This window comes from Serratia sp. SA088 (assembly GCF_049065515.1).
In the GTDB taxonomy this organism is placed as follows: domain Bacteria; phylum Pseudomonadota; class Gammaproteobacteria; order Enterobacterales; family Enterobacteriaceae; genus Serratia; species Serratia nematodiphila.
On the sequence record NZ_JBAKGW010000002.1, the window covers coordinates 641,317 to 654,842 of the forward strand.

Below are 13,526 nucleotides of genomic sequence, written 5' to 3' on the forward strand. Positions count from 1 at the left end.
CTCGTGAGCAAAAAAATAAAAAACCCGCACTAAGGCGGGCTTGTTGAACTTAATATCTTCCGCATGACTCAGCGCTGAAGCGTCACCATGGTTGTATTAAGATCTCTTTATACGCGTTCCCTGTCTTCTTACAGAGCAACTACGTTGGCGGCAGCCGGCCCGCGCGGGCTGTCCTGGATGGTGTACTCGACGCGCTGGCCTTCAGCCAGGGTCTTGAAACCGTCGGTCATGATTGCGGAGAAGTGTACGAATACATCTTTGCCGCCGTCGTGCTGCTCAATGAAACCAAAACCTTTGCTTTCGTTGAACCACTTAACTTGACCCGTCTTCTTAGACATTACTTTTACCTTTAAATATATTTACAAAACCTGCCATAAGAGGCAATTGCGGCCATTTCAGAAACATTACTTATGGGAGGTACTTAGAAGGTTCGTCTTTGAAGCGGAATCGGATGATAACGTTTTTGGAGGAACTGCTTAACTCTAAACTCGAACATAAATAGGTCTGGATTACAGGCCGACTTGCATTAACTCATAAAAATGGTGAATGCACAAGAGGTTTATTGCAATAAATTCATCATTACGCCGAATTTATTTTTATCCCCATGAATATACATGACTTAATTTAACGCTCGCCGCAGCCGATCCAGCGCGTTCCTCTCCTCACCGGGGCATCATTTGCCCGTCTGAGCGCTGCAAATGAGAGCTAACGCATAAAACTCTAATATGCTTGGCGCCGCTATAACAAATCCCAAATCAGATGGCTAAACTTGAGGGGAAAACAAGGCAGACGGCTTTTTCGCCAGCACTTTTGCCGCTAAAAACACGATTTTTCAGATTATGCTGAATCAAGGAGCTATGCGCATGACCGCCCAGCAGTTCGTTTCACCTAATGAAATCCGCGCCAGATTCTCTCACGCGATGTCGGACATGTATCAAAAAGAGGTACCGCTGTACGGCGATCTGCTGGAGCTGGTGGCGGAAACCAACCGGCAGGTTCTACGCGAAGATGCCGCACTGGCTCATCAACTGCAAATCACCGGCGAGATCGAACGCCTGGCCATGGAGCGCCACGGCGCGATCCGGGTCGGCACCGCGGACGAATTGGCCACCCTGCGCCGCCTGTTCCGGGTGATGGGCATGGCGCCGGTCGGTTACTATGACCTGTCGGTGGCGGGCGTTCCGGTGCACTCCACCGCTTTTCGCGCCATACACGAAGACGCGCTGCAGATCAGTCCTTTCCGCGTGTTCACCTCTCTGCTGCGCCTGGAACTGATAGAAGATCCCGCGCTGCGTGCGCTGGCCGAGCGCTTGCTGGCGCGCCGCCGTATCTTTACCGATCGCGCGCTGGAGCTGATGGCGCTGCAGGAAGCGCAAGGCGGGCTGAATGAAGTGCAGGCGCAAGAATTTGTCGAACAAGCGCTGGAAACCTTCCGCTGGCATAACCAGGCGACGGTCAGCGCCGAAGAATACCGGCAGCTGCACGATCAGCATCGCCTGATCGCCGACGTGGTGGCGTTTAAAGGGCCGCATATCAACCATCTGACACCACGTACGCTGGATATCGATCTCGTTCAGCAAGCGATGCCCGGCCGCGGTATTACGCCCAAAGCGGTCATCGAGGGCCCGCCGCGCCGCCGCCGCGCGATCCTGCTGCGCCAAACCAGCTTCAAAGCGTTGGAAGAAAGCGTCGATTTCGTTGAGCACGACGGCCACGCCATCGCCGGTCACCATACCGCGCGCTTCGGCGAGATCGAACAACGCGGCGTGGCGCTAACGCCTAAAGGACGCGAACTTTATGACCGTTTGCTGCAGGCGACCAACGATGCGTTACAGGCGCCGCCGAGCGAGAAGAATGCCGAGCGCTACTATCAACTGCTGGAAGAAAACTTCCGGGCGTTTCCGGATGATTACGCCACGCTGCGTGAGCAACAGTTGGCCTGGTTCCGCTATTTCCCGACCGAATGCGGCCTGGCGGCCAAAGAGTCGCTGGACAAGCACAGCACCCTGGAACAATTGATCGAGAAAGAACACGTTCGCTTCCAGCCTCTGGTGTATGAAGATTTTCTGCCGGTCAGCGCGGCGGGGATTTTCCAGTCGAATCTGGGGGACAGCCGCCACGCGCAGTACAACGCGGTTTCCAGCCGGGCAGCGTTTGAACAAGCGTTGGGCAGTGAGGTGATCGACGAGTTGGCGCTGTATCAGCAAACCCAGCAGCGTTCGCTGGAAGCCTGCGCGCAAGCCCTGGGGCTTGCCACGCTGGCATCCTGAGATTACTTAGTCAGCAGGGACTCGATATCCTGCAGCAGTTGCTCAGCCTGAGCGGACGGTAGCACCGCATCAACCGGCAAATACCACCAATTGGGCTGGGCAAAGGCGCGACACTTCACCGCGTCCTTCTCCGTCATCAACAGCGTTTGATCGGCTGCAACCAACGCCGCCAGCGGTTCCTGCTGATATTCCTGATGATCGGCAAACGCCACTTCCTGCACGACTTCGACGTTCAACTTTTCCAACGTCGCGAAGAAACGCGGCGGATGGCCGATGCCCGCCATCGCCACCACGCGCGGCAGCTCGGCCGCCGGGCGACGTTCACCGCTCAGCAGGTTCACCGCATCACGCGCCTGCAGGCGCATGGCAATTTCCCCTGCCTGCGCCACGCCGCCATTGGCGACGCGCGCATCGACGCTGCCAAGCCGCGCGGCGCGCTCGCGCATCGGCCCGGCCGGCAACCACCAGCCGTTGCCGAAACGACGCACACCGTCGATGACCACCAGCTCGAAGTCACGCTGTAAAGCGTAATGCTGCAAGCCGTCGTCGGTGATGATCACATCCAGCGGCTGTTGTTGCAGCAGGGCCTGCACCGCCTCGGCTCGCTTGGGCGCGATCGCCACAGGCGCACCGGTACGTTGATAAATCAGCACCGGCTCATCGCCCGCCTCGCGGGTCGACGTATTCTGACCAAGCACCAGCGGATAAACCGCCGACTTGCCGCCGTAACCGCGTGACACCACGCCAACGCGATAACCCCGTTGTTGCAGGTGTTCCACCAGCCAAATCACCATCGGCGTTTTGCCGTTGCCGCCGGCGGTGAGGTTACCCACCACCACTACCGGCGCCGGCGAACGCCAACTTTTACGCAGGCCGCAGCGGTAACTGAGACGGATCAGCCAACTGAACAAGCCATAGAGCCACGAGAGCGGCAATAGCGCCAGATAAAGCAACGAACCGCCGGACCAGATGCGCTCAATCATTATTGACCAAACTGCATGCGGTGCAGCTGCGCATAGGCGCCTTGGCGCTCAAGCAACTCGGCGTGTTCACCCCGTTCGACGATGCGGCCGTCCTCCACCACCAGGATCTCGTCCGCCTTCTCAATGGTCGACAGACGGTGCGCGATCACCAGCGAAGTGCGGTCTTTCTGCAGCTCGTCCAGCGCGGCCTGAATGGCACGCTCGGATTCGGTATCCAGCGCAGACGTCGCCTCATCCAGGATCAGGATCGGGCAATCGCGCAGCAAAGCACGCGCGATGGCAATGCGCTGGCGTTGGCCGCCGGACAGCATCACGCCGTTTTCACCGATCACCGTATCCAGACCGTTTTCCATCTTGTTGATGAAGTCCATCGCGTACGCCATTTCCGCCGCTTTCTCAATCTGCTCGCGGCTGTATTCGCTCTCACGCGCATAGGCGATGTTGTTGGCGATGGTGTCGTTGAACAGGTGCACGTTTTGCGAAACCAGGGCCACCTGATTGCGCAGCGAGGCCAGGGTATATTCACGCAGATCGTGGCCATCCATCAGGATTTCGCCTTCCTGAATATCGTAGAAGCGCGTCAGCAGGTTGGCGATGGTGGATTTACCCGAACCGGAACGGCCCACCAACGCGACGGTCTTGCCTTCGGCGATTTTCAGGTTGATATCACGCAGCGCCGGCGTTTCTTTGGCCGGGTAGTAGAAGGTGACGTTGCGGAATTCGATATCGCCTTTCGCACGCTTCACTTCGCGGGTGCCGGTGTCTTTTTCCTGTTCCATATCCAAAATGGAGAACAGCGTCTGACAGGCCGCCATCCCTCGCTGGAACTGGGCATTGACGTTGGTCAGCGACTTCAGCGGACGCATCAGCGCGATCATCGACGAGAACACCACGGTAATGGTGCCGGCAGTCAGGGTTTCCATCACGCTTGGGAAGCTGGCGGCAAACAGCACGAACGCCAGGGCCAGCGAAGCAATCAGCTGAATGATCGGATCGGAAATGGAAGACGCGGAGACCAGTTTCATGCCCTGTTGGCGCATGCGGTTGCTCACCGAGTTAAAGCGCTCGGTTTCCACCTGCTGGCCGCCGAAGATCAGCACTTCTTTATGGCCTTTCAGCATCTGCTCGGCGCTGGTGGTGACCTGCCCCATGGTGTTCTGCATGTTCTTGCTGATGTTGCGGAAACGCTTGGACACCAGGCGAATGGCGATGGAGACGATCGGCGCCAGCACGATCAGGATCACCGACAGCTGCCAGCTGTAGTAGAACATCATGATGAACAGGCCAATGATCGAGGCTCCTTCACGCACCACGGTCACCAGCGCGCTGGAAGAGGAGGAAGCTACCTGCTCGGAATCATAGGTAATGCGCGACAGCAAAGTCCCGGTGGACTGCTGATCGAAGAAGGCTACCGGCATTCTCATCATGTGGCCAAACAGGCGGCGGCGCATTTGCATCACCACCATGCCGGAAACCCAGGAAATGCAGTAGCTTGAAACAAAACTGGTCACGCCGCGCATCAACATCAGCGCAATCACCGCCAACGGCATCCATACCAGCACGCTGCTGTCGGTTTTTCCAAACCCATCGTCCAATAGCGGTTTAAGCAGAGACAGCATCAGCGTGTCCCCCGCTGCGTTCATAATCAACGCAATGGCGGCCACAATCAGCCCGGTCTTAAAAGGAGTGATCATCGGCCAGAGTCGACGGAACGTCTGCCAGGTCGAGAGATCTTTATCATTCATCATGCAAATACCAGCATCGGAAGAAATAGCGGCCTATTTTACTCATTATCACCCTCTACGCCAAACCGCTGATGGTACCAACGGGGCATTAATTGTTCGCGAAAGCCTTTAATTTGCCAATCGTTGTCGAAAAAAAGTACCGATAACTGACCGGAGCGCGTCGTATCGCGCCATTGGATGCCATTTGCCCGGTATCTGGCGACCACTTTCCGCGCCGGCAATCGCCATTTGTTGTAACGCGATGCGGAGGCCAGCGCCACTTCGGGATTGACCGCGCGCAGAAACGGCGGCGTCGAGGACGTCTTGCTGCCGTGATGCCCCACCTGCAACACCGTTGCCGCCAAGCGATCGCGCCGCAACCGTAACAGCTGCGCCTCCGCCTGCTTTTCCGCATCGCCGGTGAGCAGCAAACTGAATTGCCCATCGTCGATGCGGATCACGCAGGAGTCGTCATTGACCGGCCTTTTGCGCGTTTTCGGTGGCCACAGCACCTCGAATTGCAGCGATTGCCAGCGCCAACGCTCCCCGGCGATGCAGGGCAAGTGTCCTTCCCCGCGTATCGGGCTGCGCACCGTCGCCTGCGGAAACGCCCGCCGCATCACCGGCAGCCCGCCGATATGATCGAGGTGAATATGGCTGATAATGATCTGCTCCAGTTCAATATTCCGCCAGTTCAACATCGGTAAGATATGCCGTTCGGCAGCGCTGCCCGTGGGCCAACGATCGCCGGTATCGTACAGTATCCCCTTGCCGTTTTGCTCGATAACCACCGCCAACCCGTGCCCGACATCAAGCATATCGACGCGCCAGCGATAGTCCGGCGCTTTGCCACGCCACAACACGCAGCATATCGCCACCGCCGCCAGCCCCGGCGCATAGCGCCACCACCAATGAAAGCGCCAGCAGATAACGATAAGCCATCCCGCTATGCTGGCCAGCAGCGAGGCGGCCCCCAAATCCACCCAACCGCGTTGCAGGTAATGCAGCGGCACAAACACCCCGCTCAACGTGAAATCTGCCAACCACCAAAGCCCGTAACTTAGCGAGGGGAAGACGCCGCCGATCACCGCCAGCAAAATCAACGGCACCGTCACCAATGAGACGATGGGCACAGCCCAAAGGTTGGCAGGCAGCGAGGTCAGCGTCAGACCTAAAAACAGCGCGACCTGCATCGGTACCAGCAACAACGTCATGCCCAACTGAATATGCAGCCAGCGTACCGGCGCCCAATACCAGGCCGAGCGAAATCGCTCGCTGAGCGGTGCCCATTCAAACCAAAAAATCAAACACCCCACCGCCAGCACCGACAGCCAAAAACTGTCTGACAAAACCGCCAACGGATCGCACAGCAAAATCAGCCCGATACACCACAGCCACACTTGCCAGGAAGAACAATGAACGCCGCGCAAGCGCAACAGCATCCACAGCGTCATCGCCAACGCGGTACGCACCGCCGGCGGTTGGGCGCCCACCAACCAAACATAGATCAGCGTCGCCACCCAGCCTGCGACCAATGGAAAGCGATAGCCAATCAAATGGGCGGGAAGAAAAAACTGCAGCGCTCGCAACGCGGCCCAGAACAAAATGGCGACCATCGCCACATGCAACCCTGAAATGGCCATCAGGTGAGCGATGCCGGTTTTCAGCATCAGCGTGCGCAAAGCCTGCTCCAGCGCGGTTCGTTCCCCAAACGCCAGCGCCAGCAATACCGCCTTGTAACGCAATTCACCGATGTTGGTTTCCGCATGGCTGATGATGCGCTGGCGCAGCCCGCAATCGCCATCCAGCAAACTTGCCTGCCTGACCCGCCCCGTCAACGGCTGGCGCTGGGCAATCGCCCAACGTTGGCTGTCAAATCCGCCTTCATTGAGCTTGCCATGTACCGGCCGCAGGCGCAGTTTCAATTGCCAACGCTGCCCGGCGCACAGCCGCTGCCGTTCGGGAGCCCACGTCGTGGTAAACGCCAGCGCAGGCGCCAACCAATGACCGTCGACCCGCTCGATGCGCATCAGCGTCTGTTTACTGGCGGCGGGCTCCAGCGCGACGCTGCTCACCTGCACCACCGCCGTCACGTCCGGCATGCGAGTTAAGCGCTCCATTTGCCCGAGCAGGCTTCCGGCGTTGAAAACCGCCCATGTGAATCCCAATCCCAGGCAGGCCAAATAGCGGCAGAACGGCCAACGCGCGCGCAACAGCAAGCAGCCGACAAACAGCATCGGCCACAGCAGCCATAGTTCTGGCAACTGCGGTAAAATCAGCAGCGGCAGGATGCCGCAGATAACGGCGAATATCGCCAGATTCAGCGAAATTTTGATCGTTCTTCTCCCATCGCACCCGCCACGCGCACAAGCGCGTTACGGCAGGCAAACAGGATGAGTCAAGCGGCATGTCGCGACCAGCGGGCTTTAGCGAGAATGCGGCGATCACGCCAGGGTAAGAGAGGTTTATGCAGCAACTACACCGCAAATGCGGCGCAGTACGCAATTCACAAGCGTATCGTGGAGAATCGCAGGCGAAAAAAAACGGCGCCTTACAGGCACCGTTTTATATTCTTTACAAGCAACAACGCTATGATCAGTCAGCGACTAGCCATAGATATTGGCGCGGTCACGCAACTCTTTGCCTGGTTTGAAGTGAGGAACGTACTTGCCGTCCAGCTCGACTTTGTCACCGGTTTTCGGGTTGCGGCCTACACGCGGGGCACGGTAGTGAAGAGAAAAACTGCCGAATCCGCGGATCTCAATGCGTTCGCCCTCGGCCAGCGTAGCGGCCATGTGCTCAAGCATCTCTTTCACTGCATCCTCAACGGCCTTCGCCGGAATATGAGATTGCTGGCCAGCAAGTCTTTCAATAAGTTCAGACTTGGTCATAGTACCTCCAAGCTTTGCAGCTAAACTACCGTATTGGGGCGGTCAGCGACCGCCCCCCGTCATTACTCGCCTTTAGCCGCTTTGAAAGCTTCAGCCATTGCGTTAGAGAAGTTGCCTTCTTCCTGTTTGTTGTTAACAGTTGCGATGGCGTCTTTCTCGTCAGCTTCGTCCTTAGCACGTACGGACAGGCTTACAACGCGGTTCTTACGGTCAACGCCGGTGAATTTAGCTTCAACTTCGTCACCTACGTTCAGAACCAGAGTTGCATCTTCAATGCGGTCGCGAGAGGCTTCAGATGCACGCAGGTAACCTTCTACGCCGCCTGCCAATTCAACTGTAGCACCTTTGGCGTCAACTGCAGTGACTTTACCAGTAACAATAGCACCTTTCTTGTTCATAGACAGGTAGTTATTGAACGGGTCTTCAGCCAGTTGTTTCACGCCCAGGGAGATACGCTCGCGCTCTGCGTCAACTTGCAGAACAACAGCAGCGATTTCGTCGCCTTTCTTGTATTCACGTACTGCTTCTTCGCCTGCAACGTTCCAGGAGATGTCAGACAGGTGAACCAGGCCGTCGATGCCGCCGTCCAGGCCGATGAAGATACCGAAGTCAGTGATAGACTTGATTTTACCTTCAACGCGGTCGCCCTTGTTGTGGGTTTCTGCGAACTGCTGCCATGGGTTGGATTTGCACTGCTTCAGGCCCAGGGAGATACGACGACGTTCTTCATCGATGTCCAGAACCATCACTTCCACTACATCGCCCACGTTAACAACTTTGGACGGATGGATGTTTTTGTTGGTCCAATCCATTTCAGAAACGTGTACCAGACCTTCAACGCCTTCTTCGATTTCTACGAAGCAGCCGTAATCAGTCAGGTTGGTTACACGGCCAGTCAGCTTGGTGCCTTCTGGGTAACGTTTCGCGATAGCAACCCATGGATCTTCGCCCAGCTGTTTCAGGCCCAGGGATACACGAGTACGCTCGCGGTCGAACTTCAGCACTTTAACAGTGATTTCATCGCCAACATTGACGATTTCGCTTGGGTGCTTAACGCGTTTCCAAGCCATGTCAGTGATGTGCAGCAGGCCGTCTACGCCGCCCAGATCAACGAATGCACCGTAGTCAGTGAGGTTCTTAACGATACCTTTAACTTCCATGCCTTCCTGCAGGTTTTCCAGCAGTTGATCGCGCTCAGCGCTGTTCTCGGATTCGATAACCGCACGGCGAGAAACGACAACGTTGTTGCGCTTCTGATCCAGCTTGATGACTTTGAACTCAAGCTCTTTGCCTTCCAGGTGCAGAGTGTCACGTACCGGACGCACGTCAACCAGAGAACCTGGCAGGAACGCGCGGATGCCGTTCAGCTCGACGGTGAAGCCACCCTTCACTTTGCCGTTGATAACACCGGTTACAGTCTCAGCTTCTTCGTAGGCTTTTTCCAGCGTGATCCAAGCTTCGTGACGCTTAGCTTTCTCACGGGACAGCAGGGTTTCACCGAAGCCGTCTTCAACAGCATCCAGAGCAACGTCAACTTCGTCACCAACCTGGATTTCCAGCTCGCCCTGGGCGTTTTTGAATTGCTCAGCCGGGATGGCAGACTCAGATTTCAGACCGGCGTCAACCAGTACGATATCTTTGTCGATAGCAACAACGACGCCACGAACGATGGAACCCGGGCGGGTTTCGATTTCTTTTAAGGATTCTTCAAAGAGTTGAGCGAAAGATTCAGTCATGTTGTTAATCTTCAGGGTTCTTTAGTTTAACGTCCATTTAGCGTCCCGCCGAATGGGGTTGTTTCACATACCCCGCCATTGGCTCCATGCCGACAGGGTTTAAGGTTACAGGGGTAAAATTTTACCCGATATATTGCGATACCGCTATGACAAATATGACAAAAAGCCAATAGCGCCGCCGCGCTTATTGCTGCGGCAACGCCAACACTTTCTGTGCATACGTCAACGCCTGCCGGATCACTTCTTCGATCGACATGCTGGTAGAATCCAGCACGAGGGCGTCAGAAGCGGGCACCAGAGGCGCGATAGGCCGATTACGGTCACGGTCGTCCCGTTCCTTTATCTCGGCTAAAAGACGTTCAAAGTTAACATTAAAGCCTTTCTCCTGCAACTGCAGCATGCGGCGGTGCGCGCGCTCCTCCGAGCTGGCGTCGAGGAAAATCTTGACCGGCGCGTCAGGGAACACCACCGTGCCCATGTCGCGGCCATCGGCAATCAGGCCGGGCGCCTCGCGGAATGCGCGCTGGCGGCGCAGCAACGCCTCGCGCACGCGCGGAAACGCAGCCGCTTGCGACGCGGTGTTGCCGACGGTTTCGGTGCGGATCTCATTACTGACGTCCTCACCTTCCAAAATCACCTGCAGCTTGCCGTCCTGGGCAACGAAGCGAACATCGAGATGTGCGGCCAGCGGAACCAGCGCTTCCTCAGAAGTGATATCCACCTGATGATGCAACGCCGCCAGCGCCAGCACGCGATAGATCGCGCCGGAGTCCAGCAAACGCCAACCAAGGGACTCGGCCAACGCTTTACACAGCGTGCCTTTGCCCGCGCCACTTGGTCCATCAACGGTTATCACCGGGGCTGTAGCCGTCATTTCTCTCTCCTTCAGGTAGAAAACCTCACAGAGACACGGCGTGCTTCGACTCGAAGCCCGTGAGCTCTGTCACCTGCCCAATCAGGGGCAAATACGGTGGCGTATTATACGCTGCCCTACGGCGATCTGTTACCCTGGAACTATCCGGTTGTTGAAAATAAGCGCATAACCGCGAAAAAGTATAGAAGAAACGCCGGTCGCCAAAGGTTAAAAACGATAAAGGCCCGCAAAGGGGCCTTAAAATAAACGATTTGACGGGTTACGCCGGCTGGCTGATGCGCGCCAGCTGTTCGAAATAATCCGGGAAGGTCTTCGCGGTGCATTTCGGATCGAGAATGGTGACCGGCGTATCCGACAGCGCCACCAGCGAGAAGCACATTGCCATGCGGTGATCGTTGTAGGTGCCGATCTCGGCGAACTGCAGTTTGGCCGGCGGCACGACGTGAATGTAGTCTTCGCCTTCGTCCACTTCCGCCCCCACTTTACGCAGCTCGGTGGCCATCGCCGCCAGACGGTCGGTCTCCTTCACCCGCCAGTTGTAGATATTGCGGATGGTGGTCGGCCCCTCGGCGAACAGCGCTGCGGTGGCGATGGTCATCGCCGCGTCGGGAATGTGGTTCATGTCCATGTCGATGCCGCGCAGTTCACCGCGGCTGCACTCGATGAAATCGTCGCCCCAGGTGATGCGCGCGCCCATTTTCTCCAGCACGTCGGCAAACTTGGTGTCGCCCTGCACGCTTTTGCGACCGATGCCGGTCACGCGCACGGTGCCGCCCTTGATCGCCGCCGCCGCCAGGAAGTAAGAGGCGGAAGAAGCGTCGCCCTCAACCAGGTAATCGCCCGGCGCGATATACGTCTGGCGCCCCTGGATATGGAATACCCGGTAGTTGTCGTGGCTCACCGATACGCCGAAGGTGCGCATCAGGTGCAGCGTGATGTCGATGTACGGCTTGGAAACCAGCTCGCCCTTGATGTGGATCTGCGTATCCTGCGGCGCCAGGGGCGCGGTCATCAGCAACGCGGTCAGGAACTGGCTGGAGACGCTGCCGTCAACGGTGACATCGCCGCCCTGGAAACCGCCGCGTAGGCGAATCGGCGGGTAATCGGTCTGTTCGAGGTAATCAATCTGCGCCCCGCCCTGGCGCAACGCGTCCACCAGATGGCCGATCGGGCGTTCTTTCATGCGGGGTTCCCCGGTCAGCACCACGTCGCCTTCACCGAGGCACAGCGCCGCCGCCAGTGGGCGCATCGCGGTGCCGGCATTGCCGAGGAACAGTTCCAGCGGCTGGTTGGCCACCAACGGCCCGGCCACGCCGGTCACTTCACACACGGTGCGGTCGGCGGAAAGCCGGTAGTTCACACCCAACGCCTGCAGCGCATTCAGCATATGACGCACGTCGTCGCTGTCCAGCAGGTTGGTCAGCCGGGTCGTTCCCTCCGCCAGCGCCGCCAGCAGCAGAGCGCGGTTAGAAACGCTCTTCGAGCCGGGTAAGTTGACGGTGCCATTGACCAGGGCGACCGGTTGTAACGTCAGGGAATCCACCATGTGAACAAAACTCTCCAATTCTGATAAACGAAACGGCTCCGGAATAATGCCGGAGCCGCTTTAATGCAAAAGGACAACAGCCTGAGGCCGCCCGCGCCTGGCGGGCTGCCGGAATCAACCGTGACGACGTTCGAAGTCGGCCATGAAGTCGGTCAGCGCCTGGACGCCGGCCAGCGGCATGGCATTGTAAATAGAAGCGCGCATGCCGCCAACTACCCGGTGGCCTTTCAGCGCCTGCAGGCCGATGGCCTCGGCTTCGCTGAGGAACACCTTGTCCAGCGCCGCATCGGCCAGCTGGAACGGCACGTTCATCCAGGAACGGTTGGCGATCGCCACCTGGCTGCGGTAAAAGTCGGATTTATCGATGGTTGCGTACAGCAGCTCGGCCTTGGCCTGATTGCGTTTTTGCATCTCCACCAGGCCGCCCTGCTCTTTCAGCCATTTGAACACCAGCCCGGACAAGTACCAGGCGAAGGTCGGCGGGGTGTTGAACATCGAGCCGTTCTCGGCCAGCACGGTGTAATCAAGGATAGACGGCACTTCTTTGCGCGCCTTGCCCAGCAGATCGTCGCGCACGATCACCAGCGTCAGGCCGGCCGGGCCGATATTTTTCTGCGCGCCGGCGTAAATCACGCCGAAACGGCTGACGTCGAGCGGGCGGGACAGGATGGTCGAGGAGTAATCGCCGATCACCACTTTGTCGCCGAAGTCCGGCGTTTCATCGATGGCCACGCCGTCGATGGTCTCATTCGGGCAATAGTGCACGTAAGCCGCGTCGTTGCTCAGTTGCCACTCTTTCATCGGCGTGATGCCGCTCAGGCCGTCGATGCGGGTTTTCACGTCGATGACGTTCGGGGCGCAATACTTTTCCGCTTCCTTGATGGCGCTGTGCGCCCAATAGCCGCCGTCGATATAGTCGGCGGTGGCCTTGTCGCCCAGCAGGTTCAGCGGCAGCGCGGCGAACTGCGCGCGGGCGCCGCCGTGGCAAAACAGCACTTTATAGTTGGAGGGGACTTTCAGCAGATCGCGCAGATCCTGTTCCGCCTGCTCGGCAACGGCGATGAATTCTTTGCTGCGGTGACTGATCTCCATCACAGACGTTCCCAGGCCGTGCCAGTTGCACAGTTCCTGTTCCGCACGACGCAACACTTCCACCGGCAGCATCGCCGGACCAGAGCTAAAATTATAAACCTGAGTCATTTCCCCTCACCACATTCACTGTTCGCCGCAGAAAAGCGACCTGTCGAAAAGACGCCCGAAGTTAACGCTCGCGTTAACCAACCCATCGGTTTTATCACTCACGCCCCATGGCTGCAACGCTTATTCGCCCGTCGGCGGCAAACGGCCGTGCCGGGTGATGACAGGCTCTGCGGCCGTCGCGATTGTTTGGACGATAAAACCCTGTGACATGGGGAAATTCAGCGGGTTAACGCGGTGTTTTATGCTGTATTCAGCCAACATGGCTGCGGGAGCCCGGATGGCCCCCGCAGGAGAGGAAACGA

At 57.7% G+C, this 13,526-nt stretch carries 10 protein-coding genes; 1 reads left to right on the top strand and 9 read right to left on the bottom strand.

Annotated elements, in window-relative coordinates; translation table 11 throughout:
- Positions 1-128: 128 nt before the first annotated feature.
- Complete coding sequence (gene cspE / locus ACOWVD_RS08190; RefSeq protein WP_004928244.1) at positions 129-338, bottom strand: transcription antiterminator/RNA stability regulator CspE; 210 nt, start codon at positions 336-338, stop codon at positions 129-131.
- Positions 339-863: 525 nt separating this feature from the next.
- On the opposite strand from cspE, the gene ACOWVD_RS08195 reads away from it, so the two are divergent.
- On the top strand, positions 864-2,270 hold the full coding sequence (locus tag ACOWVD_RS08195; protein WP_049241138.1) for a 2-oxoadipate dioxygenase/decarboxylase HglS: 1,407 nt from the start codon (positions 864-866) through the stop codon (positions 2,268-2,270).
- A 2-nt stretch (positions 2,271-2,272) separates the two neighbouring features.
- On the opposite strand, the gene lpxK is transcribed toward ACOWVD_RS08195, so the two are convergent.
- From lpxK to serC, 8 genes are all read right to left on the bottom strand, one after another.
- Positions 2,273-3,253, bottom strand: coding sequence for a tetraacyldisaccharide 4'-kinase (lpxK, locus tag ACOWVD_RS08200; RefSeq protein ID WP_164095251.1), 981 nt, complete (start codon positions 3,251-3,253; stop codon positions 2,273-2,275).
- Entirely contained in the window at positions 3,253-5,001 is a 1,749-nt protein-coding gene (gene msbA / locus ACOWVD_RS08205) for a lipid A ABC transporter ATP-binding protein/permease MsbA (RefSeq protein ID WP_021504329.1), read from the bottom strand. The genes lpxK and msbA overlap by 1 nt, the downstream gene beginning before the upstream one ends.
- 35 nt (positions 5,002-5,036) lie before the next feature.
- Positions 5,037-7,313, bottom strand: a complete 2,277-nt coding sequence (locus ACOWVD_RS08210) for a ComEC family protein (protein ID WP_405050889.1) — start codon at positions 7,311-7,313, stop codon at positions 5,037-5,039.
- 270 nt (positions 7,314-7,583) lie between these two features.
- Complete coding sequence (gene ihfB, locus ACOWVD_RS08215) at positions 7,584-7,868, bottom strand: integration host factor subunit beta (RefSeq protein ID WP_004928264.1); 285 nt, start codon at positions 7,866-7,868, stop codon at positions 7,584-7,586.
- A gap of 62 nt (positions 7,869-7,930) precedes the next feature.
- Positions 7,931-9,604 carry a 30S ribosomal protein S1 gene (gene rpsA / locus ACOWVD_RS08220; protein ID WP_004928267.1) on the bottom strand — a complete coding sequence of 558 codons (1,674 nt, stop codon included), beginning with the start codon at positions 9,602-9,604 and terminating at the stop codon, positions 7,931-7,933.
- A gap of 184 nt (positions 9,605-9,788) precedes the next feature.
- Entirely contained in the window at positions 9,789-10,478 is a 690-nt protein-coding gene (gene cmk, locus ACOWVD_RS08225; RefSeq protein WP_004928270.1) for a (d)CMP kinase, read from the bottom strand.
- A 259-nt stretch (positions 10,479-10,737) separates the two neighbouring features.
- Positions 10,738-12,024 carry a 3-phosphoshikimate 1-carboxyvinyltransferase gene (aroA, locus tag ACOWVD_RS08230; protein ID WP_016928320.1) on the bottom strand — a complete coding sequence of 429 codons (1,287 nt, stop codon included), beginning with the start codon at positions 12,022-12,024 and terminating at the stop codon, positions 10,738-10,740.
- A 114-nt stretch (positions 12,025-12,138) separates the two neighbouring features.
- On the bottom strand, positions 12,139-13,224 hold the full coding sequence (gene serC, locus ACOWVD_RS08235) for a 3-phosphoserine/phosphohydroxythreonine transaminase (protein ID WP_004928275.1): 1,086 nt from the start codon (positions 13,222-13,224) through the stop codon (positions 12,139-12,141).
- Positions 13,225-13,526: the final 302 nt, after the last annotated feature.

Bases quoted from the DNA above. Each gene is read 5' to 3' on its own strand.
- cspE (WP_004928244.1), bottom strand. From the start codon at position 338: ATGTCTAAGAAGACGGGTCAAGTTAAGTGGTTCAACGAAAGCAAAGGT.
- ACOWVD_RS08195 (WP_049241138.1), top strand. From the start codon at position 864: ATGACCGCCCAGCAGTTCGTTTCACCTAATGAAATCCGCGCCAGATTC.
- lpxK (WP_164095251.1), bottom strand. From the start codon at position 3,253: ATGATTGAGCGCATCTGGTCCGGCGGTTCGTTGCTTTATCTGGCGCTA.
- msbA (WP_021504329.1), bottom strand. From the start codon at position 5,001: ATGATGAATGATAAAGATCTCTCGACCTGGCAGACGTTCCGTCGACTC.
- ihfB (WP_004928264.1), bottom strand. From the start codon at position 7,868: ATGACCAAGTCTGAACTTATTGAAAGACTTGCTGGCCAGCAATCTCAT.
- rpsA (WP_004928267.1), bottom strand. From the start codon at position 9,604: ATGACTGAATCTTTCGCTCAACTCTTTGAAGAATCCTTAAAAGAAATC.
- cmk (WP_004928270.1), bottom strand. From the start codon at position 10,478: ATGACGGCTACAGCCCCGGTGATAACCGTTGATGGACCAAGTGGCGCG.
- aroA (WP_016928320.1), bottom strand. From the start codon at position 12,024: ATGGTGGATTCCCTGACGTTACAACCGGTCGCCCTGGTCAATGGCACC.
- serC (WP_004928275.1), bottom strand. From the start codon at position 13,224: ATGACTCAGGTTTATAATTTTAGCTCTGGTCCGGCGATGCTGCCGGTG.